Origin of the sequence: Pseudomonas sp. DTU12.1 (assembly GCF_009873475.1) — a bacterium.
Lineage (GTDB): Bacteria > Pseudomonadota > Gammaproteobacteria > Pseudomonadales > Pseudomonadaceae > Aquipseudomonas > Aquipseudomonas proteolytica.
The window spans coordinates 2,920,095-2,937,857 of record NZ_CP045254.1; the positions used below are offsets into that span (position 1 = coordinate 2,920,095).

15 protein-coding genes and 1 riboswitch are annotated in these 17,763 nt (G+C 61.8%); of the genes, 6 read left to right on the plus strand and 9 right to left on the minus strand.

Annotation, left to right across the window (positions count from 1 at the left end; genetic code table 11):
* The first annotated feature begins 94 nt into the window (after positions 1 to 94).
* Positions 95 to 1,099, plus strand: coding sequence for a hypothetical protein (locus GDV60_RS12740; protein WP_159907429.1), 1,005 nt, complete (start codon positions 95 to 97; stop codon positions 1,097 to 1,099).
* A gap of 21 nt (positions 1,100 to 1,120) precedes the next feature.
* Here the strand turns inward: GDV60_RS12740 and GDV60_RS12745 are convergent, their stop codons facing one another.
* The 6 genes from GDV60_RS12745 to GDV60_RS12770 form a co-directional block, all read right to left on the minus strand.
* Positions 1,121 to 1,747 carry a LysE family translocator gene (locus tag GDV60_RS12745; protein ID WP_029290593.1) on the minus strand — a complete coding sequence of 209 codons (627 nt, stop codon included), beginning with the start codon at positions 1,745 to 1,747 and terminating at the stop codon, positions 1,121 to 1,123.
* 95 nt (positions 1,748 to 1,842) lie between these two features.
* Positions 1,843 to 3,075, minus strand: a complete 1,233-nt coding sequence (locus GDV60_RS12750; RefSeq protein ID WP_029290595.1) for a carbohydrate porin — start codon at positions 3,073 to 3,075, stop codon at positions 1,843 to 1,845.
* A gap of 108 nt (positions 3,076 to 3,183) precedes the next feature.
* Positions 3,184 to 5,589: a glucose/quinate/shikimate family membrane-bound PQQ-dependent dehydrogenase gene (locus GDV60_RS12755; protein WP_159907431.1), complete on the minus strand. Its 2,406-nt coding sequence runs from the start codon at positions 5,587 to 5,589 to the stop codon at positions 3,184 to 3,186.
* A 132-nt stretch (positions 5,590 to 5,721) separates the two neighbouring features.
* Positions 5,722 to 6,285: a manganese efflux pump MntP gene (mntP, locus tag GDV60_RS12760; protein ID WP_104912279.1), complete on the minus strand. Its 564-nt coding sequence runs from the start codon at positions 6,283 to 6,285 to the stop codon at positions 5,722 to 5,724.
* Positions 6,286 to 6,290: 5 nt separating this feature from the next.
* Positions 6,291 to 6,462: riboswitch (yybP-ykoY riboswitch) on the minus strand.
* Positions 6,463 to 6,514: 52 nt separating this feature from the next.
* On the minus strand, positions 6,515 to 7,900 hold the full coding sequence (locus GDV60_RS12765) for a sensor histidine kinase (RefSeq protein WP_159907433.1): 1,386 nt from the start codon (positions 7,898 to 7,900) through the stop codon (positions 6,515 to 6,517).
* Entirely contained in the window at positions 7,897 to 8,559 is a 663-nt protein-coding gene (locus tag GDV60_RS12770; RefSeq protein WP_092236509.1) for a response regulator, read from the minus strand. The genes GDV60_RS12765 and GDV60_RS12770 overlap by 4 nt, the downstream gene beginning before the upstream one ends.
* Positions 8,560 to 8,717: 158 nt before the next feature.
* Here GDV60_RS12770 and GDV60_RS12775 point away from each other — a divergent pair, with 158 nt between their 5' ends.
* From GDV60_RS12775 to GDV60_RS12795, 5 genes are read left to right on the plus strand one after another with little or no spacing between them, the layout of a single operon-like run.
* A complete protein-coding gene (locus GDV60_RS12775; RefSeq protein WP_065894972.1) occupies positions 8,718 to 8,984 on the plus strand; it encodes a PepSY domain-containing protein in 267 nt (88 codons plus the stop codon).
* A complete protein-coding gene (locus GDV60_RS12780; protein ID WP_092236511.1) occupies positions 8,984 to 9,529 on the plus strand; it encodes a cytochrome b/b6 domain-containing protein in 546 nt (181 codons plus the stop codon). Before GDV60_RS12775 ends, GDV60_RS12780 begins: the two co-directional genes overlap by 1 nt.
* A 50-nt stretch (positions 9,530 to 9,579) precedes the next feature.
* Complete coding sequence (locus GDV60_RS12785; RefSeq protein ID WP_092236514.1) at positions 9,580 to 10,866, plus strand: exo-alpha-sialidase; 1,287 nt, start codon at positions 9,580 to 9,582, stop codon at positions 10,864 to 10,866.
* Positions 10,866 to 11,450: a hypothetical protein gene (locus tag GDV60_RS12790; protein WP_159907435.1), complete on the plus strand. Its 585-nt coding sequence runs from the start codon at positions 10,866 to 10,868 to the stop codon at positions 11,448 to 11,450. The genes GDV60_RS12785 and GDV60_RS12790 overlap by 1 nt, the downstream gene beginning before the upstream one ends.
* Positions 11,450 to 13,477 carry an LTA synthase family protein gene (locus tag GDV60_RS12795; RefSeq protein WP_159907437.1) on the plus strand — a complete coding sequence of 676 codons (2,028 nt, stop codon included), beginning with the start codon at positions 11,450 to 11,452 and terminating at the stop codon, positions 13,475 to 13,477. Before GDV60_RS12790 ends, GDV60_RS12795 begins: the two co-directional genes overlap by 1 nt.
* A gap of 116 nt (positions 13,478 to 13,593) precedes the next feature.
* On the opposite strand, the gene GDV60_RS12800 is transcribed toward GDV60_RS12795, so the two are convergent.
* From GDV60_RS12800 to GDV60_RS12810, 3 genes are all read right to left on the minus strand, one after another.
* A complete protein-coding gene (locus tag GDV60_RS12800) occupies positions 13,594 to 16,059 on the minus strand; it encodes a TonB-dependent siderophore receptor (RefSeq protein WP_159907439.1) in 2,466 nt (821 codons plus the stop codon).
* A 97-nt stretch (positions 16,060 to 16,156) separates the two neighbouring features.
* Positions 16,157 to 17,119, minus strand: coding sequence for a FecR domain-containing protein (locus tag GDV60_RS12805; protein WP_159907441.1), 963 nt, complete (start codon positions 17,117 to 17,119; stop codon positions 16,157 to 16,159).
* Positions 17,116 to 17,631, minus strand: coding sequence for a sigma-70 family RNA polymerase sigma factor (locus tag GDV60_RS12810; protein ID WP_256679378.1), 516 nt, complete (start codon positions 17,629 to 17,631; stop codon positions 17,116 to 17,118). Before GDV60_RS12810 ends, GDV60_RS12805 begins: the two co-directional genes overlap by 4 nt.
* Positions 17,632 to 17,763: the final 132 nt, after the last annotated feature.

Consider the following 17,763-nt stretch of genomic DNA (forward strand, 5'->3'; position numbering starts at 1 on the left):
TACTCAAAGACAAAAAGTGGGTTTATTCGCTGGGACTATGTGCTCGCTGGCAAGCAATCCCGCGATTTAGAGCGCCAGCCCACAGGAGCATTTCATGAACTGCAAAACCTATCTAGCCCTGCCACACGTTATTGCGTTCACGCGCTGGTTGGCCTCGGAGCTTGAATCCCCGGAGCTGTTCAAGCATCAGTACGTCAACCGCAAAACCGGCGTGCATTGGTCGTGCAGCAGCTTGTACAACGCATTCGAACACTACCGCTGGAACCATCCGGGCAACGCGCGCCTGGACTTTGCTCCAGGCACCAGTGCGTTCAGCAACGGCAAAGCCCTGGCAGCCTTGGGTAAAGACCTGGTGGCGGCTGCCGGCGACGACGCTCGCAGCGCAGCAGCGGCAAGTGATGTGATGCGCTGGGGTGGTGTCACGGCGCACAACGTGGACTGGTTGCAGACAAACAAGGTTGGCCTGGCGAGCATGCTGCAAACCATCGTGGCAGCGCTGGACGCCGGTGATGAGCGTGCATCGGTGTTGCGCTCCGACCAGTTGCGCTTCAACGCCGGGATGACCAAGGTGTATTCCCTGCTGTGCAAGGACTTCATTATCTATGACAGCCGCGTGGCCGCAGGCCTGGGCTGGTTGGTGGTGAAATACTGCCATGCACACGGCCTGGTAAAAGTACCGCGGGACCTCTGCTTCCCCTGGGCCAAAGCCAAGGAAGACAAAGATGCCCTCGCGCCAAAACGCCGCAATCCCGGCGGCGATGGGTTCAAGTTCACGGGTTTGCGCTCCGGGCACCACCACGCCATGTGGAACCTGCGCGCCAGCTGGTTGCTCAGTGCCGTGCTCAAGCATCCAGACGCTGCCGGCAGCCGCTTCCAGCAGGTGGCGGCGCCGAATGATCCATTGCGTGCCATGGAGGCGGCGCTGTTTATGATTGGCTATGACCTGGGCCAGGAAGCCGAGGCGCCATACCAGGAATACAGCGCCGAGTTTGCCGAGAAGATCCTAGCGGCTGCCCGTGGGAATTTTGTCGAGGTCAGTGCCGATGACCTGATTGCGCAGTTGGATGACATGCTGGCCAAGGCACGGGTGCCAGGCTAGCAATAGCATCTTTAGGCCGGTCTATTTTTGACTGAGTGCCGCCACCGAAAGCCCGGACGCGACGAAGGTCAGTCCGGCGCCCACGTTCAGGCCATTGACCACTTTTGGCTTGCGCTGCAGCCAGGTCGACAGGCGCGTCGCAAAAATCCCCATGAGCGCAAAGCCCAGTGCGGTCAACGCGGCGAACCAGGCACCGTAGACCATCATTTGCACGGTGACCGAGCCCAATGACGGGTTGACGAACTGGGGGATGAATGCGAGCACAAACAGCCCCGGCTTGGGGTTCAGCGCCGCCGACAGGAAGCCAGTGAGGAAGATGCTTTTGAGCGGTTGCCGCGCCGCCGGCTTGAAGTTGATCAGGCTGCGCGAGCGCAGGACCTTGATGCCCAGCCATAACAGGTAGCTGGCGCCGATTACCTTGACCACCCAGAAGGCCACGGCGGATGTCTGCATCAGCAGGGTCAAGCCCAGCGATGCCGTAGCCACGTGAAACAGAATCCCGGTGCCTGACGCGATCCCCGAAATGGCTGCGGCCATACGCCCTTGGCTCAGGCCCCTGGCGATTGCCAGCAGATTGTCCGGTCCGGGGGAGAGCACCAATAACAGGCAGGCAGCGCTATAGGTCAGCCAGATATCCAGTGGGAACATTGCGACAGTCCTTTCGTCAACGGTTCAAGTCCGCCATCGTGTTCCAACCGGATAACCCGGATCAAGCTTAATTCAACTGCCTGAAAGCTTGCGCTTCAGAACGTCGCCTTCACTTGCAGGCCCAGTATCAGCGCGTTGTCGATCTTCTCCCCGGAAAACGCCCCCGGTTCAATGATGTACTGCACATCCGGGCGCAGGATCAGCCAAGGCGTGGCTTGGTAGCCGTAACTCAGTTCGAGCAACTGTTCGGCACTGTCCAGGTTGGGGAAAGCATTGTCGCTGGCTTCTGCGGCCTGTTGCAGCACATCGCGGCTGCGTGGGTTGGGCACCGCACGGCCATATCCCAGGGCAACGGTGTCCCGTGGCCGGCCGGCGAACGGTTTGTACAGCACCAGGCCGGCGCCGTACCAGCGGCTGAATGGCGACGCTGCCTTGCTCGCGGCCGAGTACTGGCCGAACGCATGCAAGGTGCGGCCCTCCGAGGTCTGGGAGTTCCACAGGGCCTGGTCGATCAGCAGATAATGGCCACCGCGGCCGCTGACGTGTTTATCGCTGCCGATGCGTTGCACGTTGGAGCTGTCGTAGTAATAGCCGAGCTTGTACTCGCCGGGCAGTTCGCTGGCGTGCTTGTAGACCAGTTCGATGGGCACTACGGTGCCGGTGGTGTGCTTGGGCCCCACATGCCAGGCGCGGCTGGAGTTGCCGTTGCTTTGCGGGTCGACATTGAACGCCGCCACGCGCAATTGCCAGGCCGGCGAAAAGTCATACTTCACCCGCGCGCCCAGGTGTGCGTTGGGGTAGTTGGTCCAACCGCTGCCGCCGGACATGTTCAGCGGGTGCCCGCAGAAACCGGCGTTCATGAAGTTGCACAGGATCCCGCTGTCGAGGCCGCCCAGATCGTTGCCCATGGCCATATAACCGAGCTTGAGGTTCAGCGCCGGGGTGAACAGGGTGCGCTCATAACTCAACTCGGTAAGGCGGGTGTAGAGCCCACCGTAGTTTTCCTGGATCGGCAGGCGGTTGCCCACCAGATCCTCGGAGGCGCTATTGCCACGGCGGTCGTTGACCGTCAGTTGGATCTTGTCACCGTTGTGCAGGCCATACAGTTTGCCCAGGTCCAGCTGCACGCCAAGCTTGATGTTTTGCGAGTAACGCGCCGAACGATGCTGGCCGCCATGGGCGTTATAGGCGGTTTCGCCGCTGTAGTCGCCGGTGAACTTGATGCCTTGCTCGTCGAGCTGATGGCGCAGCCCACCCCAGTCGCCGGTGAGGGTGCTGCCGTAGGCGGGCAATATGGCGCCCAGCAGCAGGCTGCCGAGCAAGCGGATAGAGAGAGTATTCAACGCGAGGTCTTCCTGGAAAAATCACACTATCAGTGGGAGCCGGGAAGTCCGGCTCCCACCTTCAAACAGCGGCGCATACGCGCCGCGTGGGGCTCAAGGCAGGGCGTAGGCGATTACGTAGTCGCCACGGTCGGTGGACTGGCGCGCGCCACCGGCCGTGATGACCACATATTGCTTGCCGGTCTTGGGTGACACGTAAGTCATCGGCCCACCCTGGCTGCCCACGGGCAGGCGGGCTTTCCAGGCTTCCTCGCCATTGGCGCTGTTGAAGGCGCGCAGGTAGAAGTCCTGGGTGCCGGCGATAAACACCAGGCCGCCCTGGGTGGACAGGGTACCGCCCAGGGTCGGCAGGCCCACCTTGATCGGCAGGTGCATGCGAATGCCCAGCGGGCCGGTGTCTTCAACCGTGCCAACGGGTACTTGCCAGGCAATTTTCTGGGTTTTCATGTCGATGGCGGTCAAGGTGCCGAATGGCGGTGCCTGGCACGGAATGCCGGCCACCGACAGGAAGCGGTTCTTGTTCACGGCGTAGGGCGTGCCCTTGAGCGGGACCGCGCCCATCCCGGTGTTCAGCGCTTCACCACCGGAGGAGGTCTGGGCCTTGTTCTGCGACGGGATCATCTGGATCCACAGGCCCAGGCGCATATCGTTGACGAAGATAAAGCCATGCACCGGGTCGGTGGAAATGCTGCCCCAGTTCATACCGCCCAGGGAACCCGGGAAGCTCAGTGACTTATCGGTACCCGGTGCGGTGTACAAGCCTTCGTAGCGCATGCTTTTGAAGTCGATGCGGCACAGCAACTGGTCATAGGGGGTTGCGCCCCACATGTCCGATTCGCTCAGGGTTTGCGCGCCGATCTGCGGCATGCCCACGGACCTTGGCTGGGTGGGGGAGTATGGCTCATTGGGAATATTGGCAGCCTTGACGGGCACTTCTTCTACAGCGGTCAGCGGCTTGCCGGTGGCGCGGTCCAGTACATACATCTGCCCGGCCTTGGTGCCGATCACCACGGCCGGTACGGTCTTGCCGTCGGCCAGGGTGAAGTCGATCAGGCTCGGTTGCATCGGCAGGTCGAAGTCCCAGAGGTCGTTGTGGACGGTCTGGTACACCCACTTTTCTTCACCGGTGGAGGCGTCCAGCGCCAGTACGGAGGCGCCGTATTTGTGGTTGAGCTGGGTGCGTTCGACACCATAGATATCGGTGGACGAGCTGCCCATCGGCAGGAATACAGTATTCATCAGCGGGTCATAGGACATCGGCGCCCAGCTGTTGGGGGTGCTGCGCACATAGGTACTGTCTGCGGCAGGCGCTTGCTTGTCTTCAGGGTTGCCCGGGTCGAACGCCCAGCGCATTTGCCCGCTGATCACATCAAAACCGCGGATCACGCCGCCTGGCATATCGGTCTGGACGTTATCGGCGACGCGCCCGCCAACCACCACGGTGGTGCCGGCCATCAAGGGCGCCGAGGACAGCTGGTAATAGCTGTCCGGCACGTTGCCCAGGCCGGCTTTCAGATCCACTTGGCCGTGGTTGCCAAAGCCTTCGCAGAACTCACCAGTATCGGCATCCACCGCAATCAGCCGTGCATCGATGGTATTGGTCAACAGGCGTCGCTGGCATTGCGCACCGGCGGGCACGCTGGCGGCAATGATCGGCGAGCTGTTGGCCTGGGTCGGTTGGGCGATGGGCGCACTGGCGTCGAAATAGGCCATGCCACGGCAGCGCTGCCATACCGCCGATTGGGCGTTGATGCTGTTCTTCCACAGCTCTTTGCCGGTGTCGGCATCCAGCGCGATCAGGTTGTTATGGGGCGTGCAGATAAACACCTTGTTGCCGATCTGCAGGGGCGTGAGTTGATCTTCGGCGCCGTTGCCGTCGCTGATGGCCACATCACCGGTGCGATAGGTCCAGGCCACCTTGAGCTTGTCGACGTTGCTGCGATTGATCTGGTCCAGGGCGGCAAAACGGCTGCCGCCTTCGGTGTTGCCGTAGTGTGCCCAGTCCTTCTGCGCCTCTGCCGGCGCAACGGGTGTCAAGCCTGGGCCATCGCCGTTTGGTGCGACGCTGGGGTGGGCGACAAACATATTGCCCGCCGCCACGGCCAATGCCACCGCCAGCACGCCCGCTACACCGTAGGCACCACGGCCTGCGGCCGGTGCCAGCCACGGATAGACCAGCGCTACCGCCAGGCCAATAACGGCGAACATGAACAGCCGCGAAAACAGTGGCCAGAACACCAGGCCTACATCCAATACAGCCCACACGGCAGTGCCGAGCAGAAAGGCAGCGAACAACCAGGCACCCGCCGGTTTGCGCTGTGCAATCAACAGACCCGCGATGGCCATGGCCACGCCGCCGACCAGGAAGTAGCCCGAGCCTCCCAGGCTCAGCAGTTTTGCGCCGCCGACAGCCAAGGCCACGCCGAGCAGGACGATAATGACGCCCAAGCCCAGCAACAGGAATCGAGAGGCGCCAGTGGCGCGGTGTGTGTGTTTCATGTCGAGAAAGCCCGAGGGTGATGGTCCAGGGGGGTAATGATAGCAAGCTAATTAACTGCTTGGTACATTCTATCTGCGCCCAAAAGCAAAAGCCCCGATTAACGGGGCTTTTGCTGGGTACAAGGTCGCGAGTCAGACGGACAGGTGCTCATACAAAATCGTTGCACCGACGATCATCAGTACCACGCCGCCGACGATCTCTGCGCGCTTGCCGAACACGGTGCCCAGGACCCGGCCGAGCATCACGCCGATGGTGACCATGGTCATGGTCGCCAGGCCGATGGCGGCGGCGGCCACCCAGATATTCACATCGACAAACGCCAGGCCGACACCGACCGCGAGGGCATCGATACTGGTGGCAAATGCGGTGACGGCGAGGACCAGGAAGGAGTGCTGGGCGCTTTTCTCTTCGGCCTCGTCTTCATGCTTGAGGCCGTTGTAAATCATGTGCAGGCCCAATACCACCAGCAAGGTAAAGGCGATCCAGTGGTCCCAGTTTTCCACCCAGCGCGTGGCGGCTTGGCCGATCAGCCAGCCGATGATCGGGGTGATGGCTTCGATGACGCCGAAAATCAGGCCGGTGCGCAGCGCTTCGGCCAGGCGAGGTTTGTGCAGGCTTGAGCCTTTGCCGATAGCAGCGGCAAAGGCATCCGTGGACATGGCCAGGGCCAGGAGAATCAGGGAAACAGGATTCACGGGTGATCTTCCAGTCGGGCTATGAGTCAACGACACAACCACACGCCCGACTTTAGGCATGGATGTGTCGCTGGTCTCACCAACCAAAAGGTGTTCGTACCACGGCAGGTTGCCGAGAATGTTGATACGAACGCTTGCGAAAGGCTCACAAGCAGGCTACTCCCCAACGAGGTCCGGGATCTTATGCGCACACACATGAAAAAAACGTCAAAGCCCGCCAGCAAGCCGCTCAACTTGAATGAAGCGGCGCGCCTTGGTTGATCCGCAGTTCAGCGCATAGCCCGCCCTGGGGCAGGTTGTACAACTGCAGGCTGCTGTCGATCTTGTTGACGATCATCTGCACAATCGCCAGTCCCAACCCGGCGCCGTTGCCGTGCCCCTGGGTGTAGAAGCGCTCGAACAGGCGCGCATACTCACCCTCATCGATACCGGGGCCGGCATCCTCGACGCTGATATACACCGCTCCGCAGCCTTGCGGTTGTACTTGGACCCTGACCTCGCTGCCAGGCGGGGCGAAGTTCAGGGCGTTGGTCACCAGGTTCTGAAGGGCGATGGCCAGGGCAATGGGGTCGGTCTTGACCAGGCAGTGGTGGTCGCTGTCGAGGATCAGCTCGATATCCTTTGCCAGCGCCAGGGGTGCCAGTTCGGCCAGTTCCTCCCGCACCAGCTCGGTCAGTTCCACTTCGCATCGCTCGGGGTTGGCCAGGTGCGGCTCGATACGCGCCATGGTCAGCAACTGACTGGCGATGCGCGTGGCGCGGTCGACGGCGCTGACCAGAAACTCCAGGGCTTCCTCCCGTTGCTGTGGGGTGCCGGCCATCTGGGCGTTTTGCGCATGGATCCGCAGGATCGCCAGAGGCGTGCGCAGCTCGTGGGCGGCATCGGCGATAAAACGTCGTTCTCGCGCCAGCAGGTTGTCGATCTGTTGCAACAGGCGATTGAGCGCGGTCTGCATGGGTTCGAGGTCGTGGGGCAGGGGACGCAGATTGAGCGGTTTGAGGGTTTCGGTAGTGCGTCCACGGATGGTACGGGCCATTGCGCGCAACGGCTGCAACCCCCAGCCGATGGTCAGCCAGATCAAGGTGGCCAGCAGCGGCACGCCAATCACACTGGGCCACAGCGTATGGCCGACGATGCGCTGGATCAGGTCCTGGCGAATGTCATCACGCTCGCCCACCCAGATCAGCAGTCCTTGCTGTGGGTCCTTGAGCAGGAAGGCGCACCAGTCGTGGCCGTTGTCCATCAGGTCGTGGGCGCCGAGGGTCGCCGGTGGTGCCTTCAGTTCCGGGGCTTCGGCCGAGCGCACCAGCAATTGGCCGTCAGTGCGCCACACCTGGAATGTCAGGCGGGTTTCGTAAGGGTGCGCTGCTCCAGTGTCGCCCACGCGGCTCATGGCTGCGTCGAAGGCCTGGTAGAGCCGGTTCCAATCGTTGTCCCCCGGCGCACGTTGTGCCAGCACCCCTTGCAGCAGGCGCGCACTTTGCGCGAGCTGGGCGTCATACACCTCTTCTATCTCGTGGTGGCTGTCGCGCAGCACCAGCCAACTGATCAGCACATCGCCCAGCAGAACGAGGATCAGCACCGGCACCAGAATGCGTGTACGTATCGAGGTCATGGCTTGAGCTCCATCACATACCCGACGCCGCGCACCGTGCGGATCAGCTCGGTCGAAAGTTTTTTGCGCAGGTTATGGATCAACACTTCCAGGGTGTTGCTCTCGACCTTTTCCTGCCAACCATACAAGGCCCGGGACAGGCGTTCGCGGGTCACCACGTTGCCGGGGCGCGCCAACAGTTGATGGAGCAACTGGTACTCCATCGGCGTCACCACCACCGGGTTGCCGTGCCAGGTGACCTGCTGGCCGACCGGATCCAGGCACACGCCCGCATGCTCCAGCAGTGGCTGCGCGCGGCCTTGGCTGCGCCGCAGCAAGGCGCGGATGCGGGCCTTGAGTTCGTCGACATCGAAGGGTTTGATCAGGTAGTCGTCAGCGCCGGCATCCAGCCCGGCAATCCGTTCGGCGGTGCCGTCGCGGGCGGTCAGGATCAATACCGGCAGGTCCTGTTGCCGATCGCGCAATTGACGCAACAGGGCCAGGCCGTCGAGGCGCGGCAGGCCAAGGTCGAGCAGCAGCAGATCGAAGCTTTCGCTGCGTAACGCATGTAGCGCACTGGCGCCGTCGTGCAACCAGTCCAGGGTGTAGCCCTCGCTGCTCAGGGCGACGCGGATGCCTTGGCCGAGGGCCCGATCATCTTCGACCAACAATAGGCGCATGGTGTGTTCCCGATGTGATATCGGCGGCATCATGCCGCTGCCGAGACGGGCGTGGCAGGCCGGGCGACGAGAAACATGTAACCACTCATTACCAGCTAAGACTTCATTAAGCTTGGTTTTGCACAGTGAGACCTTCCTCAACGAGCGAGAGTGTCACCATGCGCAAAATTCTGTTGTTGTCGCTGATTGTTGCCAGCCCCCTGGCCCTTGCCGGACCGCAATGCACCACGGAGCAGCGCGCGCAATGGCAAGACCCGCAGGCGTTCCAGGACCAGTTGAAAGCCCAGGGCTACGAGATCAGCAAGTTCAAGATCACCGATGGCAACTGCTATGAGATCTACGGGTTCGACAAGGACAAGCGCAAGGTCGAGATCTACCACGACCCGGTCAGCGGCAAAGCGGTCAAGACCGAGATCAAGGGCTGATGCCAGGCAACTCCATAGCACTGTGGGACCCGCTGGTGAGGCTGTTTCACGTGTCCATCGCCGGGGTCTTTGTCGCCAACTACTTCTTCACTGAGGGCGGCGACGATTGGCATGTCTGGCTCGGCTATTACGCCATGGGCTGGTTGCTGGTACGGCTGCTGTGGGGATTTGTCGGGCCACGCAGTGCGCGCTGGGCGGACTTCTGGCCGACCCCGGCAAGGCTCGCCGCCCATGTGCGTTCCCTGCGCACCAGGCGCCCGGAGCATCGCCTCGGTCACTCGCCGTTGGGTGCATTGGTGATGATTTTGATGCTCCTGGCGATGTTGACGGCGGGCTTGAGCGGTTGGGCCATGGAGGAGGTCGATGCCTTATGGGGCGCCGATTGGCCGCTGCAAGTACATGAAACTGCGGTCAATGGCCTGCTGGTGCTGGTGTGCTTGCATATCGCAGCGGCCGTGTTTGAAAGCTTCCAGGTACGCGACAACCTGCCGTTATCGATGCTGACCGGTCGCCGGCGTCGGTTGCCGGATGATTCTGCGCACTGACACCGCTGTCTTGTCTCTACTCCCCACCCTGCATTTGCCATGAGCTCACTATGCGCGTGCTGTCTTTTCGCTTGAAATTCATTCTCGCCAGCCTGGCGCTCTGCCTGGTCTTCTGGGCGGCCTGGCGCAGTCATCCGGCCCATGTCCTGGCGCCTTTCGCCCGGCCTGCCACGCCCTTGGCCGCTAGCGCCGAGCCGGTCTACAACAGCCGGTTCGTGTCCTCGCAACTGGATGACTTTGTGCATTCGTCGTCGGTTACCGCATTGCCGGGAGGCGACTTGATGGCCGTGTGGTTTGCCGGCTCGCGTGAAGGCGCCGCCGACGTGCAGATCCGTACTGCGCGGTTCGACGCCAATACCACGGAGTGGGGCGCCGAGCATGTGTTGGCGACCCGCGAGTCGACTCGCGATGGCACCGGGCGCTACATCCGCAAGTTGGGCAACCCGGTGATTGCACTGGCGCCGGACCAGCGCCTGTGGATGTTCTATGTGTCGGTGTCGGTGGGGGGCTGGGCGACCAGCGCGATCAATGTGATGGTGTCCGAAGACCTGGGGCGCAACTGGTCTGCACCCCGGCAACTGATCACCTCACCGTTTTTCAATGTCAGCACCCTGGTGCGTGCTGCGCCGGTTTTTCATGCCGACGGCTCGATTGGCTTGCCGGTCTATCACGAACTCATGGGTAAGTTTTCCGAATACTTGTACCTGAGCGCGGATGGCGCGGTGATTGATAAATTCCGCATCAGCCGGGGCAAGCATTCGCTGCAGCCGACCATCGTGCCCCTGGACGAACGTCGCGCGGTGGCGATGCTGCGTTATGCCGGCGATACCCATCATCGCGTGCTGGCCAGCCGCACCGATGATGCCGGGCAGACCTGGAGTGAGCCTTACCCTCTGGAACCGGCCAATCCCAACTCATCCCTGGCCGCGGTCGGCACTGCCGATAACGGCTTGCTGGTGGCGCTCAATGACCTGCGTGACGGGCGCTTCAAACTCAGCCTGTATGGCACCGACGCGGACCTCAATGACTGGCGCAATGTAATCGAGTTGGATCAATCACCGGATCCGCTTGGCCAACCCTTCGCTCCCGAGGCCTACAAGGCGATCATCGGTGCCGGCTTTCGGGCCTCCAGCGGCGCACGGCGCTTGCCGTTGGAGCAGCGTTTCCTCAGTAACCTGGATTACCGGGTGTGCAAGCCTCGGGGCTGTGATTTCGAGTACGAGTACCCGTATTTCAGCCGTGGCCAGGACGGCGTGTATCACCTGGTTTATTCATGGAATAACACCTTTATCAAACATGTCAGCTTCAACGAAGCCTGGCTGGCGGAGCGCCTGTAATGATGATGCTGTGGCAGGCCCATTTGACGTTCATCCTCCTGGGTTTTGTCCTGCTCGGGTCGTTGCGTTGCCTACAGCCCTGGCGCCCGTGGTTGTTGCCAGGGTTGGCGTTGGTCAGTTTTATCCCCCTCAATGACCTGCCGCTGGCGGCGTATGTGCGCAGTTTTATCGATGATTTGGCAATCAGCACCCTGGTGTTGCTGGGCTGGGTAAGCCTGGTGCGGTTGGGGCTGGTCGAGCCGCAAGAGCCTCGGGCGCGTGCCCAGATGCTGGTGCTGTTTGGACTGCTAGCGGCGCTGTTGTACCCGGCCACCATGGGCCTGACTTACTTTGATCCCTATCGCTGGGGCTTCAATCCAAGGCCGATGATTGTGCTGGTTGCGCTGCTCGCCTTGGGGCTGTTGTGGCTGCGCAATACGTTGGCCGTGTGGATGCTCGCGCTCGGCACACTGGCCTTTGCGTTACGCCTGAAAGCGTCGGAAAACTACTGGGACTACCTGATCGATCCGCTGCTGGTGGGCTATTGCCTGGTGGCGGGCAGCGTGCTCTGCGTGAAGAGCGTCAAACTACATAGAGGTCAATGATGGGTTGGTTGCAATCGCGGCGACTGCGCTATGGCGTAGGGGCGACAGGTCTGGCGTTCTTGCTGTTTGCAGGGCTGCGGCTGGTGTTTGTGCTGGGGTTTTCCGGCATCGATCCGGCGCAGTTCGCTGATAACCGGCAGTTGCTCGACACCCTGGGCATCGGCTTGCGTTTCGACCTGCGCCTGGCGGTGTTGCTGGTGTTGCCGTTGGCGGTGCTAGCGTGGATGCCGCGCTGGAACCTGGTGCGCGTTGCGGGCTTGCGCATTGTGGCACGGGGCTATTGGCTGCTGACGCTGGGCTTCGTCGGCTGGGTGTACATCATCGACTTCGGCCATTACGCCTATCTTGGGGTGCGGCTTAACGCCAGCGTGTTGCGCTACCTGGAAGACGCACAAATTTCGCAGCAGATGGTTTGGCAGACCTATCCGGTGCTGTGGATCGCCCTTGCCTGGTTGTTGGTGCTGGGTGTGTGGTTCTGCGCTTTTGTGAGGTTGGAACGCCTGACACTGGGGCGTCCACCCCGGGCCATTCGACGCGCTTCACTGGCGTTCGGCAGCGGTCTGGGGTTGATCGCTGTGCTGTTGGCGCTGCTTGGGCGAGTGGAAAGTCTCAACCTGCAAAACCCGGTACCACTGCGCTGGAGCGATGCGTTTTTCTCTGGCAACGGCAAGATCGCGGCACTGGGCCTGAACCCGGTGCTGTTTTTCTACGACACACTCAAGGCCGGCCAGGCGCAGTTCGATGAGCCACAGGTGCGTGAACATTACCCAGTGGTTGCCCACTACCTGGGGGTGGACCGCCCCGATCCGCAGAGCCTGACGTTCGAGCGTGAGCAAACCGCGCAGCCGTACCGCCTGGGCGCAACGCCGAACGTGATGTTTGTGATGCTCGAATCCCTGGGCACCAGTGCGGTCGGCGCATATGGCAACCCTCTAGACCCGACGCCCAACCTCGACCGGCTGGCGACCCAGAGCTGGTTCTTTAAACACTTCTACGTGCCGGTCACTGGCACCGCAAAGACCGTGTGGGCGAGTATCACCGGCGTCCCGGATGTCACGCGCCAGGAAACGGCGACCCGCCATCCCCTGATCACACGCCAGCACACGCTTATCAATGCCTTCACCGATTACCAGAAGCTGTACATGATTGGCGGCAATGCCGGATGGGCGAATATCAATGCCTTGATCCAGCAGAGCATCGACGGCGTGCGCTTGTATGAAGAGCGCCACTGGCAGTCACCTCGAGTCGATGTATGGGGCATTTCCGATCTGGATCTGTTCAAGGAAAGCGACCGGATCCTGCGCGATCTATCGCGGGACCGGCCATTTTTTGCCTATGTCCAGACGGCGGGCAATCATCGCCCGTTCACCATTCCTCGGGACAATGACGGTTTCAAGCGCAGCAACCTGTCCCTGGAGCAAGTGCAAACCGCCGGCTCACGCAGTGTCGAGCAGTACAACGCGGTGCGCCTACTGGACTTCAATATCGGCAAGTTGATGGAAATGGCCAAGGCGGGTGGTTACTACGACAACACGATTTTCGTGTTCTTTGGTGACCACAACACCCGTATCAGCCAGATACCCCATATGCCGCCGGCTTTCGAGCAACTGGGCCTGGAAAGCAACCACGTGCCAATGCTGATTCACGCCCCGGGCTTGCTCAAGCCCAGGGTGATCGAGGAGGCGGTGGGGCTGGCGGACCTGTTGCCGACGGTCGCGGGGATGGTGGGCGTTGCGTTCAACAATGGGGCGATGGGGCGCGATATACAGCAACCGGCCCCGGAGGGCGAGCGTGTGGTACCGCTGGTCTTGCGTGAGGGCACTTTCCCGCTGATCGGCGGGGTCACCCAGGATTATCTGTTACAGATGCAGCATGACGGCAGTGCGCCGACCTTGCACGACCTGCGCTCCCTGACCCCCCTGGACAACGTGGCCGGGCAAAACCCCGATGAATTCCAGCGTCTGGTCAAACTGACCCGGGGCCTGCATGAAAGCGCGCGGCTGATGTTGTACCGCAATGTGCGTTGAGGTCCGGCTGCGCGCTATGGCTGGGGCTGGGGCGCCGCGGACGTTTGAGTTGTCGGCGACGGTGGACTCCTAGTAGCTGGTCTGTTTTGGGGGGATCCGAAATCTCCTGTTGCCCCTTAGAAGGAATACTTCGCCGTAACGGTAAAGTTTCGTGGGTCGCCAAATACGTCGTACGGGCTCCAGGTCGAGTTGCTGGCGATGCCCTGGTAGTACTTCTTGTCGAAGACGTTATTGATGTTCAGCTGGGTATCCAGATGCTTATTCACCTGGTAGCCCGCCATCAGCCCGACCAGCGCGTAGGCATCCTGTTCGATATGGAATTTGCCGAACACGTTGCTGCCTTTGTTGAACGTCGCGCTCTGGCTATAGAGGTTGGCGCCGACGCGCCATTGGCTCATGTCGCCTTGCAGACGGTAGGTGGTATTGGCCTTGAACATGTGGCGCGGGACGTCGGTGTCGAACAGCGTGCCTTCCTTGTTCTTGTCCGCATCTTTTTCGTACTTGGCCTGGGCGAAGGTGTAGCCGGCAGCCACTTGCCAGTTGGGGGTCAGGGCACCGTTGATCTCCAGTTCCAGGCCCTGGCTGCGTACCTTGCCGGCGGCTTCATAGCAGCCGTAGCTGCCGACGGGGATGACCCGGCAGACGCTGGAGTCGGCCACTTCCGCCGCCCGATTGAGCTGGTCGATCTGGAACAGCGAAGCGCTGGCGTTCAGCGCGCCGCCAAAGTATTCGCCCTTGATACCCACTTCGTAGTTTTCGCCGGTGATCGGCTTGATCCCGTTACCTTCGCCATTCTTCTCGGTCTGGGGCTGGAAGATATCGGTGTAGCTGGCATAGACCGAGTGGTTGTCGTCCAGGTCATAGATAACCCCGGCATAGCGGGTGACGTGGCGCACTTCCTTGGTTTTGCCCGAGGTGTAGTACTGATCGTTGGTCTGGTCATAGATCGAGGTGGCGTCGTACCAGTCCAGGCGTGCGCCGAGAATGACTTTCAGCGGGTCGGCAAGGTTCCAGCGGGTGGTCAGGTAGAGACCTTCCTGATCCACTTTGTCATTGAGGGAGTAAACGTCCGGAACGGTTGGTCTAGCCAGGCCCTTGGGGCTGAAGCCGTTGATGTCGGGTACGCCGACAAACACGTGGCCGCCGGTGGCCTCGGTCTTGAGCTGGCGCTTGCTGGCGCCCACCACCAGTTCATGTTGGCGGCCCAATAGCGAGAAGGGGCCACTGGCAAAAAAGTCATAGGTGGACTGGTCGAAGTCACGGCCCTGGTTGAAGATGCGCTGGCGGTAGGTGGCGTCGTTGTTGCGTTCGAGCACGCCGCCCATCATCTTGAATTCGGACCAGTTTTTTGAGGCGCCCAGGTGCAGGCGCCAATCGTTATCGAAGCGTTGATCGAGTTCGACGAACAGTGTCTTGTTGTTGACGTCCTGGTGCGACCAGCTGTATCCGAAAGTCTTGGAGCGGGAGAAACCCATATGGCTGCCATCCGGATTCACCGGCAAGCCGCCCCAGTTGATGTTGTTATTGTCGTTCTGGTCGGACGCCCCCACGGTCAGGGTCGTACTGTCACTCAGGTCGAACTCGCTGATCCCGTAGAACACGCCGCGCTCGCGCCCGGCGTAATCCTGATAGCTGTCCTTGTCGTTGTAGGCGCCGACAAAGCGGCCACGCACGGTGCCGCTGGCATTGACCGGGCCGGAAACGTCCAGTTCGCTGCGGTAGTTGTCCCAACTGCCGGCGCTGCCGGTGATGCTAGCCTGGAACTCCTTGGTGGGACGCTTGCGCACCATGTTGATGGCGGCCGATGGGTTGCCGGCGCCTTGCATCATGCCGGTGGCGCCGCGTACCACTTCGACGCGGTCGTAGGGGGCCAGGTCGGCGGCCGCCACCCAGTCGGCGTTATAGGTGGTGGGCAGGCCATCGAACATCAGGTTGGTGATGGGAAAACCCCGGGCAAAGTACTCGCTGTTGGCCGGGCGCGAGGCCGACAACCGCAGCCCAGGCGTGGCCTGGACGACGTCGTCAAGGCTGCGCATGCCTTGGTCGTCCATGCGCTGGCGGGTGATCACTGTGACCGATTGCGGCGTCTCGCGCAGGGACAATGGCAGCTTGGTCGCGGTCTGCATCGCCCCGGTGGTGTAGGAGCCGCTGTTTTCAGTGGTCGACCCAAGGGCCAGGCCGCTGACGGTAGTCGCGCCCAGCTCGACAGCGCCGCTGGCTTGGCTGCGCGGTATCAGCAGGTAGTTGCCGCTGGCATTGCGCGTAACGGCCAGACCACTGTCCACCAGCAGGCGGTCCAGCCCCTCATACACCCCAAAGTCACCCCGCAGCGCCGGCGCGCGCTTGCCCTGCACCAGGGCCGGATCAAAGGGCAGGGTGATCCCGGCCACCTGGGCGAAACTGTTGAGTGACTCTTCCAGCGACCCGGCGGCCAGGTCGTAATGGCGGCTCTCGGCCTGTTCGGCCTGTACGGCAAAGCTGGCCAGCGGCAGGCCAGTCGCGGCGCCCAGCAACAGGCTCTGGAGGGTTAGCGCCAGAACGCTGCGATGCAGGGGGCGAGGGGGAATCAACGCTTGGGACATGAACGGCGAGCTCCTTTCGAATGACGAGGTGTGTTGCCTGTCTGTCGAAGGGCTGGGCAAAACCCGTAAAAATTTTTGCGATTTTTTCTCATCCGGCTCAACGAGCGACGACACGGGTCCAGAGCGGCGTAAAGCGCTCGATGCGTACCGGCAGCGAATCACTCAGGGCGCTCAAGGCGTGGTCGATGTCATCGAGCTGGAATACGCCCGATACCTCTAACTGCGCGATGGCTGGATCGCAGTGCAACCAGCCATGGCGATAACGCGCCAGCTCGGCGCTCAGGTCCCCCAGATGCATGCGTTTGGCGACCAATTGCCCACGGGTCCAGGCGCTGGCGTTGAGGGTGCTGACCTGGACACGGTGGCTGCCGTTGGCATCAATCTGGTATTCCTCACCGGCGGCAACCAGGACCGGCTCGCCAGCGCCTTGAATGGCCACCACGCCATCCTCGACCCGCAGGCGCGTACCCTGTTGCTCGTCACGCACTGCAAAGGCGGTGCCGATGGCCTGTAACTGCGCATGCCGGGTGCTGACCCAGAAGCTGCGGCGCCCACCGGGTTCGGCGCTGTCCTTGCCGGTATCGATGAAAATCTCGCCACGGCGCAGGGTGATCAGCCGACGCTGGGCGCCCAATTGAACGTCCACCGTACTGGCCGTGTTCAGTTGCAGGCGGGTGCCGTCGCTCAGCAGGAACTGCCGCCGTTCGCCCACCCCGGTGGCATAGTCCGCGCCCCAGGGCACCAGCGTGCTTTCGCGCAGTGACCAGCCGGTAACGCCACAGGCAAGCAGCCCCACCCCCAGCGCCTTGAGGGCCTGGCGCCGGCTGTGATGATTGCCGTTGAGGCGCTCGAGGGTATCCAGGGCCACGGTGCCGGGCAGCGCGGTCAGGCTCTGAAAGGTGGCGTCGCTTTTTTGCAGCGCTTGCCAGACGGTTTCATGCAGTGCATTGGCCTGGCGCCAGCGTTGGCAGGCTTCCAGGACCTCTGGGGTCGCGCCGTTGGACTCGATTCGCACCAGCCAGCCGACCGCCTGGTCCAGCACGTCATCTGGCGCGATCATCGTTGCGCCAGGTAGCAGTGGCGAATGGCAGTGGCCATGTACTTCTCCACCGAGCTGAGACTGATGGTCAGGCGCTCGGCGATCTCCTTGTAGCTGAGGCCTTCGAGCCGCGACATCAGGAACGCCATGCGCACCTTGGGCCGCAGGCCATCGAGCAGTGCGTCGACGCGCACCAGGGTTTCCAACAGGATCAGCTGCGACTCCGGTGACGGCACCCCAGCTTCCGGGAGGTGGGCAATGGCTTGCAGGTAAGCCCGTTCGACTCGCTGGCGCCGCACGCGATCTACCAGCAGCCCGTGAGCCACCGTACTCAACCAGGCTCGTGGCTGACGCAACTCCTGCAACCGCTCCGGCTTGCCGAGGATGTGCACAAAGGTGTCGTGAGCCAGGTCCGCAGCGTTGTCGCCATGGCGCAGCCGCTTGCGCAACCAGTCCAGCAACCACGCGTGGTGATCGATGTATAGCGTGCGGATTTCGGCGTGAGGGGCTGAAGGAGTGGATGGCGACGACACGAAAAGCCTCCGCGCGATAACTGGGTGCATTTGAGAATTCGTCGCATCTTAGTGTGGGTGTTGGTGTTCAGCAAGCAAAGTTGCTAACTAAACGGATAAACCAGCTGGCGCATTTGCGGGGTGGTGCCTGCA

Excerpts from the sequence above, each read along its gene's own strand:
- GDV60_RS12740 (WP_159907429.1), top strand. The coding sequence starts at position 95 with ATGAACTGCAAAACCTATCTAGCCCTGCCACACGTTATTGCGTTCACG.
- GDV60_RS12745 (WP_029290593.1), bottom strand. The coding sequence starts at position 1,747 with ATGTTCCCACTGGATATCTGGCTGACCTATAGCGCTGCCTGCCTGTTA.
- GDV60_RS12755 (WP_159907431.1), bottom strand. The coding sequence starts at position 5,589 with ATGAAACACACACACCGCGCCACTGGCGCCTCTCGATTCCTGTTGCTG.
- GDV60_RS12765 (WP_159907433.1), bottom strand. The coding sequence starts at position 7,900 with ATGACCTCGATACGTACACGCATTCTGGTGCCGGTGCTGATCCTCGTT.
- GDV60_RS12770 (WP_092236509.1), bottom strand. The coding sequence starts at position 8,559 with ATGCGCCTATTGTTGGTCGAAGATGATCGGGCCCTCGGCCAAGGCATC.
- GDV60_RS12775 (WP_065894972.1), top strand. The coding sequence starts at position 8,718 with ATGCGCAAAATTCTGTTGTTGTCGCTGATTGTTGCCAGCCCCCTGGCC.
- GDV60_RS12780 (WP_092236511.1), top strand. The coding sequence starts at position 8,984 with ATGCCAGGCAACTCCATAGCACTGTGGGACCCGCTGGTGAGGCTGTTT.
- GDV60_RS12785 (WP_092236514.1), top strand. The coding sequence starts at position 9,580 with ATGCGCGTGCTGTCTTTTCGCTTGAAATTCATTCTCGCCAGCCTGGCG.
- GDV60_RS12790 (WP_159907435.1), top strand. The coding sequence starts at position 10,866 with ATGATGATGCTGTGGCAGGCCCATTTGACGTTCATCCTCCTGGGTTTT.
- GDV60_RS12795 (WP_159907437.1), top strand. The coding sequence starts at position 11,450 with ATGGGTTGGTTGCAATCGCGGCGACTGCGCTATGGCGTAGGGGCGACA.
- GDV60_RS12800 (WP_159907439.1), bottom strand. The coding sequence starts at position 16,059 with ATGTCCCAAGCGTTGATTCCCCCTCGCCCCCTGCATCGCAGCGTTCTG.
- GDV60_RS12805 (WP_159907441.1), bottom strand. The coding sequence starts at position 17,119 with ATGATCGCGCCAGATGACGTGCTGGACCAGGCGGTCGGCTGGCTGGTG.